Below are 19,472 nucleotides of genomic sequence, written 5' to 3'. Positions count from 1 at the left end.
TATGGAGGAAAAATTAAGTTTATTGTTTAATAGTTTCAGTCAAAAAGGTTTTGATTATGAAATGAATTTTGATGAAGATTTACTGTATTTTCTGAAAACAGAGAATGATACAAAAAAATATATTCAAATAGAAGTTTGCTTGATAAAGAATAAAATAAGAATGAGTCCTTCCGTTGCCAATTATATTGAAATTGTTAAAGTAGAAGAAATTTTAGAACAAGTAACTAATCAAAAAACGTATTTAAAAAATACTATTTCTGCAAGTATTGGTATAGATAAAAACAATGCTTTTTCAAATGATTACTTTTTCATAAAAACAAAAAAAGATTTAGAAAAATACGTACAATTGTTAGATGTTTATTATAATAATCATATTCAACCTTTTTTTGAAGCAATTCCTACACTTCAAAGTTTTAATGATAAAGTTTTAAGTGTTGTTCCTTTTGATGAATATCATAATTATTTAAGCGGGAAATTTGGTCTTAAAGCAATGATTATAATGTTTTTATGCAAAAACCCATTATATAAAGATTATGTGTTATATAGAGAAAAAGGATTTGAAAATTCACCCAATTTACAAGATGTAACATCTCGATATTACAAAACAGTTAAGCAAAGTTTTGAAGAGTTTAATAAGTTTAAAGAGATGGTAGAAAAAGGAGAGATATAATTTTTGGTAAGTTAACAAATAAGAAACATACCGCCGTTTAGCACTCTTTATAAGGACTATACACACTTAAAGCAAATATATTTAAAAGGGATAAAAGACAACATTATTGCTGATGATTTGTTTGTGAAAAAAGTATTTGATGAAATAGAAGAAGTTGATTATTTCAGAGCTGTGATAAGCGATAGCAAACTAAATGCAGACTCCCCTTGGACAGCCAACCAAAAAAGCGAATTAATAGATGTCTTTAAGAATAACCCTAATAAAAAATATATAGAGTTTCAAGTAAGAACAAATAATACCCTTTTGAAAGAAGCAAATGCTCCTGAAAAATTCAGACAAGGAACAACAATTAGAATATATAGAGAGGATGTATATAAAATCATTAGCGAAGGAGAAAATATAAAGATTCCACCAATAAAAATGAATAGTATTAATTTTAAGAACTAACATAATGAAAGAGTTTAGAAAAGTTTTAATCTATATTGATAGTATTCTACTACCAAAGGGATTCAAATTATTTGAGAGTCAAGAAAGTGGTTGTATAATTTGTGATTATAGAAAAAGTACAAATCAATCTATAAATAGTATAGCCTTTTTGAAAAGAGAAGATAAAATAAAAGGATTTTACTATGCTGTTAATTTTATAGAAATGGAACTCATAATAATACCTATTCTGACAAAAAACAAGTTATTTGGCGATGTAAAACCTGAAAATATTGATGAATCTTTTTGGGTTCAAAAAAATACAAGATACACACTTTCTGATGATGGAAAAGACATTTCAAAATATGAAGAGGTCGTGAATATATTTAATCTTTTTTATAAAGAAGAAGCCCTTCCCTTCTTTGAAAAATGGAAAGATTTAAATGTTTTATATGAATATATTAAAGATAAAACAGAAGAAGAGTTGTGGGATATTTTAGGGCAATTTGCACCAATGAAAAAAGCGGTTATTTTAAAACTTTGCAATGATAGTAGCTATCAGGAATTTATGGATAGCTATTTTCAAAAACAGAAGGAATATTTTGACGAAGACCCTGAAGATATTGATAATATAAGATACTACAATGCCTCTAAAGAACTAAAAGAAGTGCTGGACAAAACAAAGCCTATTTATAATCTGTAAATGCAATTTTGTTTGCCGGGCAAAACACCGCCTTGCTCTGCACAAGGTGAGTATTTTGTTGCCGACCAAGTTTGGCTAAAATACGATGCGAAAGGAAACATACAAGATATGATAATAGTAGATACCAAACTTAGCGAAAAAACCACTTTAAGTGCTGGGCAAGCTATGGCAAAACAACAAGCAGGAAAAGGAAGTTTGGCATTTAAACCGAAAGATACAAAAGTTTTTGATGAATTTAAAAACCGATTACCAAAAGAAATGAAGCAAGGACAACAAATTCCATTAAAAACATTTTATAAAATGTATGGCGATGGAAATAATCAATTTAAAGGGATAAAATAATTTTTTAACATTATGAAATTAACAAAAGAAAATTTAAAAAAAATATTTTTGGAAAAAGAAATTACCCAAAAATATACAATAAAATTAATGGAAAGTAATATTGATTTCTATCTAAATAAAGAACATTTAAGCATACAATTTGATTTTAGACTACAATTTGATAGCTTGCTAACTCTTCAAACATTTACAATTTCAATAAAAGAATTTGAAGAAAAATTTAAACCATTGGTAATAAATGAATTACATCATTACTACGATGACTACATTTTAGTAAATCCAAGAAAAGTTTATAAAACAGAATATTCTTTCTCTAAGGATATACAAAGTAAAGAAGAATTAGATGAATTTCTTTCAAATTTCTACTTATGTTTAAATTTTTATGAAACCGAAATTTTTCCTAAACTGACAGATATTCGTTTTTTAGCGGATTATGTGGGTAGTGTGCCTTTTGAACAAAGGTCAGAAATCGTTGTTGGCGGGTCTTTTCCTTTGCAATTATTTAAAAAAATAGCCATACTAAAATGGGGAAATCACCTAAGATATGAAGAGTACAAAGATGAAACACAAAAATTGATAGAATTATATGCCATAAAGAAACCTGAAAAAACAGAAGAAGTAAGACTCTTTCAAAAAGGCTTTGAAAAATTGATTTATCATTTAGAAAATGAGCCTAACCCGTTTTTGTAGCTGATTTTGAGCTGTTAGTAACTTCTAAAATAAGAAATATACCGCCTTTTAGCACTCTTTATAAGGAATATACACACTTAAAACAGATATATTTAAAAGGAGTAAAAGACAATATCATTGCTGATGATTTGTTTGTGAAAAAAGTTTTTGATGAAGTAGAAGAAGTTGATTATTTTAGAGCGGTGATAAGCCAGAGCAGATGCTGAGTTAGCTTTACAGAAAGAAACCGCTCCATACGGACTTGCTGATGAAGAATTATGGAACGTTCTAACGATTGATAATTTGGGTAAATTCCGAGAGGTTTTTATGGATTATGGGCAAAACGGAACGCCCGATTACCCGCGTTATTTGTGGCAAAACTCAGTAAACACTTGGCAATGGGGCAATAAGGTAACCATAGCATTGGGGCAAAGCTCACTGCCATCAGAGGCATTGTATGACTTTGAAAAAATGACATTGTTGGACGATGCTGTTTACACAATGTTGGATATTTTTGGAACCATACCAGGTGTTGATACCTTTACTGACCCTATTGGGGCGGCTTATGCAGTGGCACGTAGTGATGTGGAAAATGCCACCATTTATTCGGTATCTGCGGTAACTCCTTTGGCTGGAGCAGCTTATGTGCGTGGTGGTGCCAAAGCTCTTTCAAAAACCGAACCGGCAGTGGTATTGGTTGCCAAAAAAGCCGATAATGCCGATGGTTTTGAGCTGATTTACAAAAGCGTAAACGACATACAAGCCAACGAATTTCACGTAGCCACCTCTATTGATGGCAGACAAAGCCAAGAATTTTTGGAGCAAACCAAAAAACACCTTGATAAAAAGGCTGTTAAAAAGCAGGTGGACGAGTTGGCGAAGGCTACTACTGATAAAGTAGATGCTACGGTAAGCGAAGGAATAAAAATTGCAGGAAAAATATTCATTAAAAACCTTGACAATACCATAGCCAAACTAAAAAGCAAAGCCAAATATGTTTTAGATGGCACAGGGATTTATGACGATGTAAAAGGACACCACCCTTTGGCTAAAAAAGCCTTTGAAGATATTAAAGAATATGATTATAAAAAAGCGTTTAGTGTGAGTCCTAAAAAATTAGATGAAGTTTCAGGTGTAATTAATATTCACCACAAAATAACAGGACAACAAAATTCATTATATACCGCTTGGCGGGAAGCCAACCCTAATAAAACATTAGAAATAGATGATATGGCAGAAATAGAAATAAAAGCAATGGTAAACGTTGGAATACTTGAAGATATTGCTACTGGTTGGGTAGTCAAAGCCTTAGAAAATTTGAAAGAGCAAGGAGTAACTGCTATTAAAAATATACCTTGGAATGGAATTAATAATTAAAAACATATAAAAATGAAAAGTAATCAAGAAATTTTAGATGAGTTTGGTCGTGAATTAATAGAAAATACTTTTGACCCTGCAATAGGGAATTTATTAAGTTTAAGTGTAAAAGAAAATCCTCCTATAATTTTTGAAAATTATGTGAATTTTTTAAAAAAATTAAAACATCAAGATTTTATTACGCTTCAAAAATATCTCCAAGAAAGTGTAGGGGGGATTTTATTTAATATTTTAAAACTTTTTGAAGAAAATGAGCAATTTAAATTAATTTATGAAGAAAATGGTAAACAAATTAATTTAGTAGAAATCAGTGAGATGCTAAAAGCTGAACCTATTATAGAAAACGGTTGGATAAAGCGTTTTAGCAAATATGCTGATGAGTATGATGGGTAAATTCTTTGCAATATAATCGGAAAAGTAAGCGTAAAGAGATGTTTGTTTTGAGCTGATTTACAAAAGTGTAAACGACATACAAGCCAACGAATTTCACGTAGCTACCTCTATTGATGGCAAACAAAGCCAAGAATTTTTGGAGCAAACCAAAAAACACCTTGATAAAAAGGCGGTTAAAAATCAGGTGCACGAGTTGGCGAAAGTAAAAAGCCCTGCTCCAACGCTTAGTAAATGGGTAGATGAAATAAAAGATGTTTCTTTGCGGAGAAAAATAGAAAACTTAAATGCTGATGATTTAGCCAAGTTAGAAAAAGATTTCTTATCAAAAAGCAATGGAAATGAACTGAAAAAACTCATTACTACTGCTGATGATTTGGACAAATGGAAACTTTTAAAAGAGGACCCTCACTATGCTTTTGAACTTGCCCAAGAAAACCCCAATTGGGAAAAATGGGCAAAAAGTAATTTCTTTAAAGAAGTTACGAAAAAAGGAGATGAGTTTGAAAAAGCAATGCTTGCCGCAGTAAAAACAAGGACGGGCAAAGCCTACAATGAGCTTAAAAAATTAGTTCCCGACCTTGACCAGCGCAAACTCATTAGCCAAATGCAATTTTGTTTGCCGGGCAAAACACCGCCTTGCTCTGCACAGGGTGAGTATTTTGTTGCCGACCAAGTTTGGGTAAAATACGATGAATTTAATGAAATAGTAGATATGATAATAGTAGATACCAAACTTAGCGAAAAAACCACTTTAAGTGCTGGGCAAGCTATGGCAAAACAACAAGCAGGAAAAGGAAGTTTGGCGTATAAACCGCAAATACCAAAAGAATTTGATGAAGTAAACAATGTTAGATTACCAATAGATATCCAACAAGGACAGCAAATACAAGTGAGAGCATTTTATAAGATGTATGGCGATGGAGATAAAATATTTGTCGGAATAAAATAAATTTTGAAATTATGGATTTAACAAGAAAAGAATTAAAAAAAATATTTTTAGAAAATGAAATAACAAAAAAATATAGTATTAATTTAATAGAAGATTACATAAAATTTTATTTGGAAAATGAACATTTCAATTTAAAATTTTATTTCAGATTACAATTTGATAGCTTACTAACTCTTCAAACATTTACTATTTCACTAAAAAAATTGGAGAGTGAGTTCAAACATTTAGTAATAGATGATTTAAGAGGTTATTATAATAATTATATTGATTTAAACCCAAGAAAGTTTTATCCGACTGACCATTCTTTTTCTAAGGATATACAAAGTAAAGAAGAATTAGATGAGTTTCTTTCAGATTTCTATTTATGTTTGAATTTTTACGAAACCGAAATTTTTCCCAAACTCACAGACATTCATTTTTTAGCGGATTATGTGGGTAGTGTTCCTTTTGAACAAAGGTCAGAAATTGTTGTTGGTGGGTCTTTTCCTTTGCAATTATTTAAAAAAATAGCCATACTAAAATGGGGAAATCACCCAAGATATGAAGAGTACAAAGATGAAACACAAAAATTGATAGAATTATATGCCATAAAGAAACCTGAAAAAACAGAAGAAGTAAGACTCTTTCAAAAAGGCTTTGAAAAATTGATTTATCATTTAGAAAATGAGCCTAACCCGTTTTTGTAAAAACATTTTATAAAATGTATGGCGATGGAAATAATCAATTTAAAGGGATAAAATAGAAATTACAATATGTGTTTAGAAGTAAAAAAAGAAACTATCAAAAAATGGGCAAAAGTTACAATGCCTGATTATAAAATAAGAATGGGTGAAATGGGATATATCATTTTCAAAAAAGATAATGATAATTTCAGTATATCAACAGATATAAGGGTTCAATTTAGGGGAACGATGCTAAGTTTTGCAGGATTTTCTGTTGTTTTTAATTCTTTCGAACACATTTTCTCTGAAATGCTTAATAAAGTTGTAGATAAAGGTATTTCTGAAAAATATTATGATGGGCGAAATTTTGTATTTGTAATAAATGATTTTTACCAGTCAGAATATATTTTCCCAGAAAGTGTAAAGAATGAAGAAGAATTAGAAATTTACCTCTCTGAATTTTTGAAATGTGTCAAATTCTACGAAACCGAAATCTTTCCTAAACTGACAGATATTCGTTTTTTAGCAGAGTTTGTGGGAAGTGTGCCTTTTGAACAAAGGTCAGAAATTGTTGTTGGTGGGTCTTTTCCTTTGCAATTATTTAAAAAAATAGCCATACTAAAATGGGGAAATCACCCAAGATATGAAGAGTACAAAGATGAAACACAAAAATTGATAGAATTATATGCCATAAAGAAACCTGAAAAAGCAGAAGAAGTAAAACTCTTTCAAAAAGGCTTTGAAAAATTGATTTATCATTTAGAAAATGAGCCTAACCCGTTTTTGTAACTGATTTTGAGCTGTTAGTAAGTTCAAAAATAAGAAACATACCGCCGTTTAGCACTCTTTATAAGGACTATACACACTTAAAGCAAATATATTTAAAAGGGATAAAAGACAACATTATTGCTGATGATTTGTTTGTGAAACAGCTAAGAGATGAACGCGGGCGTACTTATTTCAGAGCGGTGATAAGCGATAGCAAACTAAATGCAGGCTCACCTTGGACAGCCAACCAAAAAAGCGAACTGATAGATGTTTTTAAAAACAACCCAGATAAAAAATATATAGAGTTTGAGGTGAGGAGCTCGAAAAGTGAGCTTCAAAAATTCAATTTGCCTGAGAATTTTTTAACAGGATCAATAGTTAGAATTTACCGTGAAGATGTTTATAAAATTATAAGCGAGGAAGATAACATAAAAATTCCTCCTATTAAAATGAATGATATTAACTTTAAGTAAAATATAAATGAATTTAGAAACTATAAAAAAAAGAATTTTTGAAAATATCGTTATAAAGGGTTTTGATATACATAAAAACGGATATTCATTTGTAAAACAAACACCAAAAATACGATGTGAAGTGGGTTTTAGTATAGAAGAAGAATATTCAGTTACGGAAAATGAAGTTATCGATTTTGTGAAAGCCTTTTGCTTTTGGGCGAGTATTGCTTATCCTGAAATGGAAAATATACTACATCCAATTTTAGCAAAAAATGAACTATTTGGCAAATATATTTCTACTGATGAAATTTCCTCCTCTTTTTTCAATAAAGATGAAAAGAAGATTTTTTTAGGAGAAATTGGAGAAGGAATTTTTATAAAAAATGATACAGATATAGAAAATTTAATCTCCGAATTACAATTGTTTTTCAGTAATGAAGCTCTCCCATTCTTTGAAAAATGGCACAACCTAAATGTTTTATATGAATACATAAAAGATAAAACAGAAGACGAACTTTGGGAAATTTTAGGGCAATTTGCACCAATGAAAAAAGCTGTTATTTTAAGACTTTGCAACGACTCTAATTATCAATCGTTTATGGATAATTATTTTCAAAAACAAAAAGAGTATTTTGAAGAAGACCCCGAAGATATTGATAATATTCGTTATTACAACGTCGCCAAAGAACTAAAAGAGATTTTGGATAAAACAGAGCCTATTTACAATTTGTAGGTGATGTTAAATATGTTTCGCAAAACAAATACATAACCATAAAAATAGCCCCACAAAGCAGGTGAATTGTGTAGGTTTTATTAAAAACAAAAACAACAAAATATGGGTAGTATATGCTCTGGAGTGAGTAACTAAAAAGCTAGCTAGTTTTGTTGGAAAACGAACTAACAAAACATTGTGTATTGTTATAAAAACCTTACTAAATTACAAGCAATTATTTATAAAGGTAGTTTAAAACAATATAAAATATTGATAGATAATGATATAAATAAAATGGTTCGTTATGGAACGAATCGTATTAAGCGTTGTAATTTGTCAATATGTACACATTTAAAACGATTTTCACGGTGAAGTATCTGTTTTTCTAAAAATATAAAATGATTGAAAGTTGTTTTTGAAAATCTACTTTTGGATATATTGTTTATGTATTTGATAAACAAATTATTACGACTATAAATTTATCAAAAGATTTAGAAATCTGTCGTAATTTATTTAGCAAAAGAGAAAAATTCTTTAATTTTCATACTTTTGTCATTATTTACATTTTGCTACAGGCCTAAGTTACATTGCTATGATACGAAATCTCATATTTTTGACATTAATGTTTGCTTTTTTCTTGAAAGGATTTGCTCAACAAGATGGACAGCACGTGTTCAAGCAGGTTGAAAATACTTTTGAGCAAACTCGCTGGGCAGAAACCTTAGAAGACATCACAGAGCTTCCTGTTGGTATACGGGAAACGAAGGATGGGATGGAATATGCTATTATCATCACTCAAGCTACTTTTTTACCTGAGCAGACGTTGGTCAATGCATATGCCCGTCTTACGGTTCCTGATAGTGAGAGTCCTACGGGTAAAAAACAGCTTTTTTTCGGAGCTACGGGGCTTTCGTTTTCGTATGAAGGACAAATAGTGGGCGATATGCGTCTTTCTCTTTTGGGAGATTTCACGGTGAGTTCCAACAAGAATTGGGAGTTTTTGCTTCGTGGTGGAGGCATTGATACACGCACGGGTGATACGGTTGGTGATTTGACGTATATTACCTTTGATTGTGATGGTTTGCGTGAGATAGCCTTAAATGGCGTGATTCGCGTATCTCCGCAGTTGATAGTGCCTGTTGATGAGCGTACATATACCCCGATACTTAACGGAAGAGTAGAAACTTCAGTGGCTTTAAAGGCTGAAAGCTGGAACAATCTGCTGTTAAGGGTTTCTTTACCTGCGTTTGCCATTACCAAACAAGTACAGAACAGTGACCGAGGTGCTTTTGTGTTTGAGTCAGAGGACATCATTCTGGATATGAGCGACACGCATAATGCAGAGGGGATGTTTTTGCCTCAAGGTTATGAGGAGTATTTAGTAGCTGAAGCGGAGTCGTGGCGTGGTTTTTATATGGGTAAATTAAAAATTACCTTACCGGAAGAATTTAAAAAGTCTGAATCGAGAGTAAGTTTTTCAGCAGAACGTTTTATTTTAGATTCGTATGGTGTTTCGGGTAGTTTTTCGGCGGAGAACTTAATTTCTCTTAATGAAGGTACTACGTCAGGCGGAGAAAATGCGTGGCGGTATTCATTGGATTTTATTAAAGCAGATTTTATGGCTTCTAAAATCAAGGGAGGAGCTCTTTCTGGGCGTATGTTGCTTCCTATTGAATCGGCTGATGATTCAGAAGATACGGCTGATGTTGCTGCTAATGACAAAGCGAAAAAATCAAGTGAAAAAGGCATTTTTTTTACGGGAACTTTTACCGATGATGACTATATGCTTAGGGCTTCCTCTTTGGAAAAACTCAATTTTGATTTATGGAGAGCCCAAGCCACTATTGAACCATCGTCGTACCTTGAGTTGAGAGTAAAGAATAAGAAATTCATTCCTAAAGCGGTTCTTAACGGACAAATGTCTCTGCGTGAAAATAGCACTGATAAGAACAGCTACGAATTTAACGGTATCACTTTTCGCAAATTTACACTTCAAACCGAAGAACCTTATATTTCTGCAGAACATTTTGGAGTTACGGGTGAGCAACGTTTAGCTAATTTTCCTGTAAGTGTGAAAGATGTGAATGTCAATTTCAAAGGCAATAGAGCGATGTTGAATTTTGGCATTCGTGTAGGTTTACAGAAAGATAAATTTTCTGCTGAAGGAGGATTTAGTATTTATGCTAAAAGAGAAAAGGCTTCTTGGCGATATGACACTTTTGATGTCAGTGAATTAGCCTTAAATAATGTAGATGTTGTGGTGGCTACCGTGTCAGGAAGGCTCAAACTGATGAAAGATGACCCACTTTATGGCAATGGTTTTAGAGCGATGTTAGCTGTAGAGATTGAAAATCCTGCCATTAAGGTAGATGCCAATGCCGTATTTGGGAATAAGGATTTTCGTTATTGGGGGTTTGATGCTGCTGTTGATGGTTTAAATATTCCAGCTTCGTTTGTGAATATCACGGGCTTTGTTGGTGGAGCTTACTACCGAATGCGTCCTGAAGATGGTACAATGACCAATAAAGACAAGGAAGGCAATATATCGGGAATAAAAAGAGCTTTTGATCTTATTCCGGATGCGTCAGTGGAATTGGAGTTAAAAGCCGGTGTTTTGGGAGCTTTTCAGAGTAAAAATGTAGCTTCTTTTATGGCTATTTTAAGTCTCCAGACCAATAAAAAAGGAGGACTTGCCCGTGTTGGCATTGATGGGGAGGCTACCATAATGTATGCTTTACAGGACAAATTGGATAATCCTTTTGAATCTCTGCAAGAGGGATTCTCTTCACGGGTTAATCAGTTAGTAGATATGAAAAAACTCAAAGAAGGTGACAAGCTGGAAAATTTCCTTTCGATGGATAGCAGTAATACCCCTTCACAACAGGATATTTCTTTGGATAAAAACGGAAAAACAAAACAAGCTCCTATTTATGCTACAATGGCAATGAGTTATGATTTTAGCCAAAAAGCATTTCACGCCAATATGGAAGCTTATGTAAATGTTGCTGGAGGCATTATCAAAGGTAGGGGTAACAACGGACTGGCGGGAAGAGCTGTGATTCATATCGACCCGAAAGATTGGTACATTCATATTGGTACTTCGCGTGAGATGATAGGCTTGCAAGTAGGTTTTGGTAACTTAAGTGTGAAAGCACAAAGTTACTTTATGATAGGAACGAAAATTTATGAAACTCCCGAGCCTCCTGCCAAAGTAGCTGAAATTTTAGGAATGAAAGCAAGTAACTTAGGGTATATGCAAAGTCTCAATCAGGTTAGGGAAGGAAGAGGATTTGCTTTTGGCTCTCATTTGAGTTTTGATACGGGCGATATCAATGCAGGATTTATTTATGCTCGATTTGCTGCGGGTTTAGGTTCGGATATAATGCTGAAAAACTATGGCAATACTCATTGTAAAAACCGCAGTGGAGAGCTTGGAATCAATGGTTGGTATGCCAGTGGGCAAACGTATGTTTATCTTCAAGGAGAGTTGGGAATACGAGTTCGATTGTTTTTTGTTCGTAAAAATATTCCAATCCTTAAAGCGGGAGTTGCTGCTATTTTGCAAGGGTCAGGACCCAATCCTTTTTGGGCGAGAGGTTATTTGGGCGGATACTACAACGTATTGGGAGGGCTTGTTAAGGGTCGCTTCCGGCTCAAAATGGAATTTGGCGAGCAATGCGAGCTGGCACAGGGACAAGTATTGGACGGAATGAAAATCATTTCCGATGTGTCTCCTTCGGATAAAAGCACTAATGTAGATGTGTTCATTGCTCCTCAGGTAAGTTTTAATCTTGAAGTGGAAAAACCCATTGTTATTCCTGAAGATGATGGTGACCATACGTATGTTGTAAAATTAGAAAAATTGGAAATGACCGATGAAAAAGGCAGTAAAATCAGTGGAAAGTTGGAATTTGGAAAATCTTCTGACGTAGTGAATTTTATCCCTATGGAGACGCTTTCTTCCAATACGAAATACAAAATTACCGCTCAGGTGAGTTTTCAGGAATTAAAGGGCAATTCCTATCAAACTGTGATGGTAGATGGCAAGAAGGCTTTGGAGGTGGAAGAGCGAATTTTTGTAACGGGAGTAGCTCCAGAATATATTCCTAATAAAAATATTCAATATGCGTATCCAGTACTTGACCAAAAAAACTATTTTGTTGATGAAACCAAAAATGCGTTTATCCAGCTCAAGCAAGGTCAGGCGTATTTGTTTGAGTCTGATAATTGGGAAACACAGTTGCATTTGATTTCAGAAAACGGAAATAAACTAACAGCTCAGCCCAGTTATAATGCTGCTAAGAATGCAATTACCTATACAATGCCAAAGCTTGATACAGAGGCAAAATACACCCTTTCCATAGTAAGTTATAGCAAAAATAGTACGAAAAAAGGCAAAATAGCCACATCTGAGAAAGAAACAAAACGAGTTGAAGGGGGGTACGATACCATAGAAAAAGAGACTTCTGCTGCTTTCAAAAGCAACAAAGCCCAAGCCTCTGTTAAAGAAGGAAGTTTCGAACGATTAACGTACAGTTTTAAAGCTAGTAAATACAAATCACTCAAACAGAAGATGAATGCTTTTAAAACGGAGCGAAAACTTTGGGATAAAATCTCTTCGGACGTAGTGACCTTATTTAACAATATGAATACAGACGAATCTTTTGAAGTTACTGAGCTTTTAGGAACATTATACACCGACGGAAAGCCTTTGTTTTATACAGAGGCGGTATTGGATGATGCTTACGATGCTGTATTTAAAAAATATTTATATACAAATCCGCAAGTTATCAGTATCTTAAGAAGAGGTTCATCGAATGAAAAAATAGGTTTTCCTCCTAAAGAGGCAATCTCTGTGGTGAGTTCGTATGCGGAAAATTTACAAAATAATTCACAGGGTTCCATACTTAAACGTCTTTTTCCGTATCGTTATGATGTGTTAGTATATTACAGAAATGACTGGACTGAACTTGGCAGACGTATTTCAGATAATTTAACAAAAGGCATATTAAATCCTACTTGGGAGGCTGAATTTATGGAACGAAACTTCCCTACGATTCCCGAGAAAAAATACAAGGCAATTTTAAAATATCGCCTACCTAATGGGGAAATTACATCGGAAGTGCCATACTATTATCAATTTTAATGTGTAAAGAAGCAAAGTCCATTACTTGATTAATATTGATTAATACAGTAATGGACTCTTTGTGTTTTAAAGCTTACATTGTAGTGCAATTCTTAAAGAAGAGCTCATTGGGTTATTTGTTTTTGCTGTTGAAAAAAGGTATGAAAAATCAATTTGCCACGATTGTATACGAAATCCTGTGCCTAATGTCAGATATTTTCTGTCACCTTTATTTTTGTGTTGATTGAAATAACCTGTTCGTAAAAATAAAGTTTCATTATAGGCATATTCAAAACCTAACGACCAAGAAATTTCTTGTAATTCCTCCGAAAAACCATTAGGGGCATCGCCAAATGATTGGAAAATACCTTGCAAGAAATCAACATTTGGGCTTTTTCCCGCTACAATTTCAGTAGGTTCAGTAGGCTCTTGAATGCCATTGCCATTAGTGTCATTAAAACCATACTTGGCTGGTGAAGGAACGAGTAATTTATTGATTTCTAAAAGAAACTGAAAATGATTGTAACTATTAGTTTGTAGGTTGTACCCTGCACCTAATTTAAGGTTAGCAGGTAAGAAAAAAGTCTGTCCTAATTTTTCATATTGCACTTTACTACCAATGTTTGAAATTTGAAATCCCCAAGTATATTTTCCGAAATAATCCCCTATTAGATGTTCTTTGGAAGAATAAAATCCGCAGATGTCAAAAGCAACCCCTCTGGCTACATTGCTTTCTTCTATAGGGAGCCTTAAATTTGAGTTCAAATAACGAGTGGTAATACCCATTGCGTAGTGAGAACTCAGCTGCAAACTATAGGAAACGTCAAATGTAAATTCAGAGGGACGAAAATCTCCCAGAATGTAAATGTCTTTATCAAAACCGCGAGTAAGAGTTACATTTCCTATATTGAAATAATTGAAGCTTCCAGCCCAAGCTCCTCGCTTTGTTTTTTTGTAGTATACAAGATTTCCTATGAAAATATCTTGTACTGCCCGATTTAGATAGGGAGCATACGCCATTGCAAAGGCAGATTTTTCCTTTGCAAAAATATATTTGGAAGCATTCCAATGTTGAGAAAAAACGTCTGGTGTTGAGGCTACTCCCAAGTCTCCCTTGCCACAAGCTATGGCATCAGTACCTAGTAATAAGAAAGGAAATGCAGTTGAAATAGGGCGTTTCTCTTGTGGAAAAACAAGTCCCATTCCCAAAACAAATACAAGAAACGAATATAAAAATTTCATAATAACCAATTATACTTAGAAAAGATTTTTCTCTTGAGAATCACTAAAAAGAGGCAAAGGTAATATTCTTTGAAATCCTTGGGACAAAGATAGCTATTTTTTAACGCAATGGTTTATTATGGTAAATAAATCATTTTCTTGGAGTTATGACTTTAATTTTTATTTTACAAGGAGCTGAAAAACAAATTATTTATTTTATTTTTGTCACAGATGTATTTTCTGATGTTTTTTGTAATTTTTCTTTACTTATCTGCTCATCTTGTGTTACAAATTTGGAATGGACTACTACCAAAAATGATTTGATTGAACTTGTTTATGCCTTACAACAAATCAAAGCCATTTATTATGGGAAGATGAGTATCAACAAAATCATTGCTGTCTTTGGTAAAATATTCAATATAGATTTAAAAAGATAGCCATCACGCTTTCCATCGAATGAAAACAAGTGCCAAATCAAGAGCCGCTTTCTTAGATGAATTAAAAAAGACATTGGAAGAATATATGGATAGGTAATCCGTTTTCATAAGTAGAGTAATTAACTTACAAACGTCCCGTTTGATTGTTTTGAACGGGACTGCCTTACTATTGATCTTTTGAACAAGCAGAGGTAAGATTTTTTTTTTTGCCAATTTGTAAATAGTTCGTACCTTCGTGGCATTGAGTTACAACGCAAAACAAGTAAAATCAATGAAATTGGCTCCGTTACTAAATCGTTACCTCATAGATTCGAAAAACAAATAACTATCTGATAATAAATATTATATAATATTATTTGGATTTTTATATAAAAAAAATGTAAATATTTGGGATTATAATTAAAAAATCAGGTTGAAAAACACTAATTCCAACCCGATTTTTTTCTCAAAATTTATATATTTCTTCTGATTTACTTCCTTTTGAGTACTTTTTCTACAGCTTTTAGTACGCCATCTTTGTCGAGTCCGTATTTTTTCATTAGCTGGGAAGGTGTTCCTGATTCTCCGAATGTGTCATTCACCGCTACGAATTCTTGTGGAATAGGGAACCTTTGTGTTAGTACACGCGATATACTTTCGCCCAATCCTCCGTAGTAATTGTGTTCCTCACAAGTAACGATACATTTGGTTTTCTTTACGGAATTTAAAATAATTTCCTCGTCCAAAGGCTTAATAGTATGAATGTTAATTACTTCAGCAGAAATACCTTGTTTTTCCAATTCATCGGCAGCAAGTAAGGCTTCCCAAACCAAATGTCCTGTGGCAACAATAGTTACATCTTTCCCTTCTGTGAGAAGAATACCTTTACCAATTTCCAACTTTTGGTCTTCCGGAGTAAAATTTGCCACTGTCGGACGTCCGAAACGTAAGTAAACCGGTCCTTGATAGTCGGCAATGGCAATGGTAGCCGCTTTGGTTTGATTATAGTCGCACGGATTGATAACTACCATTCCGGGGAGCATTTTCATCAGACCGATGTCTTCCAAAATTTGGTGCGTTGCTCCGTCTTCCCCTAAGGTAAGTCCTGCGTGTGAAGCACAAATCTTTACATTTTTTCCTGAATATGCAATCGACTGACGGATTTGGTCATACACCCTTCCCGTTGAAAATGCGGCAAATGTACCCGTAAACGGAATTTTTCCTCCTATGGTAAGTCCTGCTGCAATACCCATCATATTGGCTTCGGCAATACCAATTTGGAAGAAACGTTCAGGGTTTTCTTCAATAAATTTCTCCATTTTGAGCGACCCAATAAGGTCAGCACACAACGCCACTACGTTAGGATTGGTACGCCCAAGCTCAGCCAATCCTGCCCCGAAGCCGCTTCGAGTATCCTTTTTTCCTGTGTCTGTATATTTCATAATTATATTTATTCTTTTATTATTGATGATTTTATCTCCTTTTAATATATAAATGTTTTTGATAATAACTTTGTAAATAATCTTACTTTACTAACTTGCTTCGGCATAAATAAGTTGTTTTGTTTTATTTATTTCTTCTATAAAGTAAGGATTTTTTAGGGATTTTTCGGTAACTAAATCTACTTTCCGATTGAAAATTCCTTGCAAAACAAACAATAAATCGAAATAATTATCGGCATAATCAAGCAAATCAATAGGCTGAAATACCACTAATAAATCAATATCACTTGACTGCTTAGAAAAATACTCCCGAGTTACTGAACCAAAGGCATATAAAGAACTTACTTTGTATCTCTTACAAGCCGCTACAATATCCTCTTGATGTTTTTGTATTTCTTTCATTGTTTATTATTTAACCTTGTCTAAATTTTCTTTTACCCTCTATAAATTTTTGTTGAGCTGTATATATTTTAAATAGAAATACCCCTACCACTATACGTAAGATAACATATAAATAAGGTGATACTAAGTTTACTATTTTCGTTAAAGCTCCCCTTCGTGATTCTAATACATCAACGTTTATTGGTTGAATATATGGCATTGGTATTTTTAAAATAATGAGTTCAATCAAATATAAAACCGAATAAATAATAGCTATTTTTAGTGAGTATTTTACTACTTTTTCTCTATCAAGAGAAATCAAAAACAATAAAATCCCTATAAAACTTGTAATTATACCAAAGTACAAATTATTATTTATATGTAAAATTGCCGTGATTAAAGTAATCAATCCTATTATTAATAGTAAGTATGTAATTGACTTTAATGTTACAAAAGAGTGCAAATATTCACTGAATAATAATTGTACTTTTAGACTTTCTCTTCTTTTAACTTGTTCTTCTTTGCTTAAATCTTCAAAACGAATATCATTAGGAGTAAAAATTTCCTTAGCGATATCTTTTCGTAATCTCTCATCTCGAATATTTACTAATACTTCATCTGGAAATATTTTATTTGATAATAATTCTCTACCTTTATCTATAAGACGTTGTTTTTCTCTCAATAGTTGTGAAATGTCCATATATTTATATTTTTAGGTTATCCGAATATTATTGAAACTACGTATATATATTTTTATAAATTTATATACAAAACTTAGTCAACTTGTATATATATTTTTAGAAACTTATATATACTTTTTTGATAAGATATATACATGTAATTTCAACAATATATCTATCTGTACAACAACAAGCCTATACTTCTTTCCGAAAAGAAAATTATTTTTTATATTTTTCGTACTTGATAACGCGTTGCATTTCCTTTAAATCTATTCCAGGGGTAAACTGAATTTTATTGCTTTTAATTAAAGCAGGATTGAATTTCTCTGCGGTTTCTGCTCCCTCGCTCGAAATAGTAATTCTAAAACTCCCGAAATCACCCAAACGAACAATACGTCCTTCTGAAAGATGTTTTACTAATACTTTGGTTAAATCATTGAGAACCGCCAAAACATCTGTGTCCGATACGGTTGATGAACCTGTCGCAATTTCTTTAGCAAGAGCACGGAAAGATATTTCACCATCTGCCTTTGCACTTGCATAAAATTTAGGTTGAGCTTCTTTATCTAATAGGTTTTTTCGCTCTACGATGTTGTATTTTACTGCCATAATAAATAATTTTTTTAGTGATATAATATATATAAGGTGTAATATTTTTGTATTTGTAATAAAGCAAACAAACTGAGCAAAGCCTGATTGCTTCTGTTTTTCTTTTTAGACTTTGCTCTATTTGTTGCTTATCCTTTTATTTCAGTTCGCTCAAAGCCTTCTCTAATCTTGGGAGAACGTCCTTAATATCTTGCAAAGAACATCCACCTGCTGAAGCTCTAAACCAAGGCATTGTTCGGCTATTTCCAAAGGCAGAAAACGGAACTAATGCCATTCCTGCTTCCTTAATAAGGTAGAAAACCAAGTCAGTAGTATCGTTAAGTTTGTCGCCTTTCGGTGTAGTTTTCCCAACATAATCCAACTGAATGGTCAAATACAAAGCTCCCATCGGACGAATACTCTCCACCGCATATCCTTTTTGTTTCAATGCCTGAATGCCTTCGTGCAGGGTTTCTAAGCTATGTTTAATCTTTCCTTTGAAATCATTTACGAACGCGTCAACCGCTTTTGTGTTGGTAAGGAATTGAGCCATCGCCTGTTGTTCAGGTTTTGGAGCCCACGCCCCAACGTGCGTAAGTAGAGCCGCCATCTTTCCGATGATTTCCGAAGGACCAAAAGCCCAGCCCACGCGAACGCCCGTAGCCGCAAAACATTTGGAAGAACCGTCGATAAATATGGTATAAGGCTTCATCTCAGGGACTAAACTTACCGGATTAAAGTGTTTTTCTCCGAAGGTAAGCATCGCATAAATTTGGTCATACATTAAGTAAAGAGGCTTTTCGTCGGCTCCACGTTTGCGGTTTTCTTCCACAATAAGTTCGCAAATTTCTCTGAGTTGATGCTCGGAAAACATCGTCCCTGTCGGATTAAGTGGCGAACAAAGTGCTAACAGAACGGCATCTTTCAGGTGCGGACGTAGCTCTTCCGCCGTAGGTAAGAAGTTGTTTTCAGGCTTAACTTCCAATTCTACTTTCTGAGCAGAATTCAAGTACGAATAGTGATTGTTGTTCCACGAAGGTACGGGATAAATCACTTTATCTCCCTCATCTACAATGGTTTTAAAGGTTGCGTAAATCAACGGACGCGAACCTCCTGCGATAAGAATATCTTTCGCTGAGTACTCCAATGCGTAGCGTTGTTTGAGGTCTTTCGAAACATTTTCCCGAAGCGAAAGGATACCACTCGCAGGAGGATAGTTCGTAAGATTATCGGCATACGCTTGTTGAATTCCCTTTTTAAGCTCATTGGGAATGGGATAAATATTCGAATCCAAATCCCCAATGGTTAAATTTGTGATTTTTTCGCCTTTGGCTTTGAGGTCGTTTACTTCGTTTCCAATCTTTACAATCTCAGAACCGATTAAATTTTGTGCTAATTTTGATACTTTCATAATGTTTTGATATTTTATTTCCCAAAAGGAATTGTTTTACATTTTGTACGAATTTATAAAAAAACTCCTTACAGCGGTTGTATCCGTA

21 protein-coding genes are annotated in these 19,472 nt (G+C 33.5%); 15 read left to right on the top strand and 6 right to left on the bottom strand.

The features are described 5' to 3' along the window. Position 1 precedes the first annotated feature (1 nt). The 13 genes from CGC47_RS02200 (at position 2) to CGC47_RS02140 (ending at position 13,266) form a co-directional block, all read left to right on the top strand. On the top strand, positions 2-670 hold the full coding sequence (locus tag CGC47_RS02200; RefSeq protein WP_095899930.1) for a hypothetical protein: 669 nt from the start codon (positions 2-4) through the stop codon (positions 668-670). Between the two features lie 123 nt (positions 671-793). Further along, positions 794-1,117 carry a UDP-N-acetylenolpyruvoylglucosamine reductase gene (locus CGC47_RS02195; RefSeq protein WP_172458722.1) on the top strand — a complete coding sequence of 108 codons (324 nt, stop codon included), beginning with the start codon at positions 794-796 and terminating at the stop codon, positions 1,115-1,117. A gap of 4 nt (positions 1,118-1,121) precedes the next feature. After that, complete coding sequence (locus CGC47_RS02190) at positions 1,122-1,796, top strand: hypothetical protein (protein WP_232779680.1); 675 nt, start codon at positions 1,122-1,124, stop codon at positions 1,794-1,796. 12 nt (positions 1,797-1,808) lie between these two features. Further along, positions 1,809-2,138, top strand: coding sequence for a hypothetical protein (locus CGC47_RS02185; protein ID WP_231552231.1), 330 nt, complete (start codon positions 1,809-1,811; stop codon positions 2,136-2,138). A gap of 12 nt (positions 2,139-2,150) precedes the next feature. Continuing rightward, positions 2,151-2,825, top strand: a complete 675-nt coding sequence (locus tag CGC47_RS02180; RefSeq protein WP_095899929.1) for a hypothetical protein — start codon at positions 2,151-2,153, stop codon at positions 2,823-2,825. A 282-nt stretch (positions 2,826-3,107) separates the two neighbouring features. Continuing rightward, complete coding sequence (locus CGC47_RS02175; protein WP_147269745.1) at positions 3,108-4,181, top strand: hypothetical protein; 1,074 nt, start codon at positions 3,108-3,110, stop codon at positions 4,179-4,181. Positions 4,182-4,193: 12 nt separating this feature from the next. Then, complete coding sequence (locus tag CGC47_RS02170) at positions 4,194-4,574, top strand: hypothetical protein (protein WP_041999157.1); 381 nt, start codon at positions 4,194-4,196, stop codon at positions 4,572-4,574. 136 nt (positions 4,575-4,710) lie between these two features. After that, the gene (locus CGC47_RS10880; protein WP_041999154.1) at positions 4,711-5,523 is read left to right on the top strand and encodes a hypothetical protein; all 813 of its coding nucleotides are present in this window, start codon (positions 4,711-4,713) and stop codon (positions 5,521-5,523) included. An 11-nt stretch (positions 5,524-5,534) separates the two neighbouring features. Continuing rightward, the gene (locus CGC47_RS02160) at positions 5,535-6,209 is read left to right on the top strand and encodes a hypothetical protein (RefSeq protein ID WP_095899928.1); all 675 of its coding nucleotides are present in this window, start codon (positions 5,535-5,537) and stop codon (positions 6,207-6,209) included. A 66-nt stretch (positions 6,210-6,275) separates the two neighbouring features. Next, positions 6,276-6,974 (top strand): hypothetical protein, encoded by a 699-nt coding sequence (locus tag CGC47_RS02155; RefSeq protein ID WP_095899927.1) that lies wholly within the window; start codon positions 6,276-6,278, stop codon positions 6,972-6,974. Positions 6,975-7,108: 134 nt separating this feature from the next. Continuing rightward, complete coding sequence (locus tag CGC47_RS02150) at positions 7,109-7,426, top strand: UDP-N-acetylenolpyruvoylglucosamine reductase (RefSeq protein WP_172458721.1); 318 nt, start codon at positions 7,109-7,111, stop codon at positions 7,424-7,426. 7 nt (positions 7,427-7,433) lie between these two features. Beyond that, positions 7,434-8,141 carry a hypothetical protein gene (locus tag CGC47_RS02145; RefSeq protein ID WP_232779679.1) on the top strand — a complete coding sequence of 236 codons (708 nt, stop codon included), beginning with the start codon at positions 7,434-7,436 and terminating at the stop codon, positions 8,139-8,141. A gap of 571 nt (positions 8,142-8,712) precedes the next feature. Next, the gene (locus CGC47_RS02140) at positions 8,713-13,266 is read left to right on the top strand and encodes an Ig-like domain-containing protein (RefSeq protein ID WP_095899925.1); all 4,554 of its coding nucleotides are present in this window, start codon (positions 8,713-8,715) and stop codon (positions 13,264-13,266) included. 66 nt (positions 13,267-13,332) lie between these two features. Here CGC47_RS02140 and porV read toward each other — a convergent pair whose 3' ends face one another. After that, positions 13,333-14,487, bottom strand: coding sequence for a type IX secretion system outer membrane channel protein PorV (gene porV, locus CGC47_RS02135; RefSeq protein ID WP_041999010.1), 1,155 nt, complete (start codon positions 14,485-14,487; stop codon positions 13,333-13,335). A 146-nt stretch (positions 14,488-14,633) separates the two neighbouring features. Between porV and CGC47_RS02130 the strand changes: the two genes are divergently transcribed. Next, positions 14,634-14,903, top strand: a complete 270-nt coding sequence (locus CGC47_RS02130; protein WP_041999006.1) for an RteC domain-containing protein — start codon at positions 14,634-14,636, stop codon at positions 14,901-14,903. A gap of 19 nt (positions 14,904-14,922) precedes the next feature. After that, a complete protein-coding gene (locus tag CGC47_RS10970) occupies positions 14,923-15,000 on the top strand; it encodes a hypothetical protein (RefSeq protein ID WP_111938327.1) in 78 nt (25 codons plus the stop codon). Between the two features lie 373 nt (positions 15,001-15,373). On the opposite strand, the gene CGC47_RS02120 is transcribed toward CGC47_RS10970, so the two are convergent. The 5 genes from CGC47_RS02120 to CGC47_RS02100 all read right to left on the bottom strand — a co-directional run bounded on the left by CGC47_RS02120 (position 15,374) and on the right by CGC47_RS02100 (position 19,384). Continuing rightward, complete coding sequence (locus CGC47_RS02120; protein WP_041999000.1) at positions 15,374-16,327, bottom strand: transketolase family protein; 954 nt, start codon at positions 16,325-16,327, stop codon at positions 15,374-15,376. An 87-nt stretch (positions 16,328-16,414) separates the two neighbouring features. Continuing rightward, the gene (locus CGC47_RS02115) at positions 16,415-16,726 is read right to left on the bottom strand and encodes a nucleotidyltransferase family protein (RefSeq protein ID WP_041998997.1); all 312 of its coding nucleotides are present in this window, start codon (positions 16,724-16,726) and stop codon (positions 16,415-16,417) included. A gap of 10 nt (positions 16,727-16,736) precedes the next feature. Further along, positions 16,737-17,405 carry a hypothetical protein gene (locus CGC47_RS02110; RefSeq protein ID WP_041998994.1) on the bottom strand — a complete coding sequence of 223 codons (669 nt, stop codon included), beginning with the start codon at positions 17,403-17,405 and terminating at the stop codon, positions 16,737-16,739. 199 nt (positions 17,406-17,604) lie between these two features. Further along, positions 17,605-17,994, bottom strand: a complete 390-nt coding sequence (locus CGC47_RS02105; protein ID WP_013997442.1) for an HU family DNA-binding protein — start codon at positions 17,992-17,994, stop codon at positions 17,605-17,607. Positions 17,995-18,130: 136 nt separating this feature from the next. Continuing rightward, positions 18,131-19,384, bottom strand: coding sequence for a pyridoxal phosphate-dependent aminotransferase (locus CGC47_RS02100; protein WP_018278925.1), 1,254 nt, complete (start codon positions 19,382-19,384; stop codon positions 18,131-18,133). Positions 19,385-19,472 lie beyond the last annotated feature (88 nt).

This window comes from Capnocytophaga canimorsus, from assembly GCF_002302565.1.
GTDB classification, from domain to species: Bacteria; Bacteroidota; Bacteroidia; order Flavobacteriales; family Flavobacteriaceae; genus Capnocytophaga; species Capnocytophaga canimorsus.
Note: the sequence above shows the minus strand (reverse complement) of the source record. Positions and strands in the feature narration are given on the sequence as shown.

Coding starts and splice junctions, on each gene's coding strand:
- CGC47_RS02200 (WP_095899930.1), top strand. CDS start 2: ATGGAGGAAAAATTAAGTTTATTGTTTAATAGTTTCAGTCAAAAAGGT.
- CGC47_RS02190 (WP_232779680.1), top strand. CDS start 1,122: ATGAAAGAGTTTAGAAAAGTTTTAATCTATATTGATAGTATTCTACTA.
- CGC47_RS02180 (WP_095899929.1), top strand. CDS start 2,151: ATGAAATTAACAAAAGAAAATTTAAAAAAAATATTTTTGGAAAAAGAA.
- CGC47_RS02170 (WP_041999157.1), top strand. CDS start 4,194: ATGAAAAGTAATCAAGAAATTTTAGATGAGTTTGGTCGTGAATTAATA.
- CGC47_RS02160 (WP_095899928.1), top strand. CDS start 5,535: ATGGATTTAACAAGAAAAGAATTAAAAAAAATATTTTTAGAAAATGAA.
- CGC47_RS02155 (WP_095899927.1), top strand. CDS start 6,276: ATGTGTTTAGAAGTAAAAAAAGAAACTATCAAAAAATGGGCAAAAGTT.
- CGC47_RS02145 (WP_232779679.1), top strand. CDS start 7,434: ATGAATTTAGAAACTATAAAAAAAAGAATTTTTGAAAATATCGTTATA.
- CGC47_RS02140 (WP_095899925.1), top strand. CDS start 8,713: ATGATACGAAATCTCATATTTTTGACATTAATGTTTGCTTTTTTCTTG.
- porV (WP_041999010.1), bottom strand. CDS start 14,487: ATGAAATTTTTATATTCGTTTCTTGTATTTGTTTTGGGAATGGGACTT.
- CGC47_RS02130 (WP_041999006.1), top strand. CDS start 14,634: ATGACTTTAATTTTTATTTTACAAGGAGCTGAAAAACAAATTATTTAT.
- CGC47_RS10970 (WP_111938327.1), top strand. CDS start 14,923: ATGAAAACAAGTGCCAAATCAAGAGCCGCTTTCTTAGATGAATTAAAA.
- CGC47_RS02115 (WP_041998997.1), bottom strand. CDS start 16,726: ATGAAAGAAATACAAAAACATCAAGAGGATATTGTAGCGGCTTGTAAG.
- CGC47_RS02110 (WP_041998994.1), bottom strand. CDS start 17,405: ATGGACATTTCACAACTATTGAGAGAAAAACAACGTCTTATAGATAAA.
- CGC47_RS02105 (WP_013997442.1), bottom strand. CDS start 17,994: ATGGCAGTAAAATACAACATCGTAGAGCGAAAAAACCTATTAGATAAA.
- CGC47_RS02100 (WP_018278925.1), bottom strand. CDS start 19,384: ATGAAAGTATCAAAATTAGCACAAAATTTAATCGGTTCTGAGATTGTA.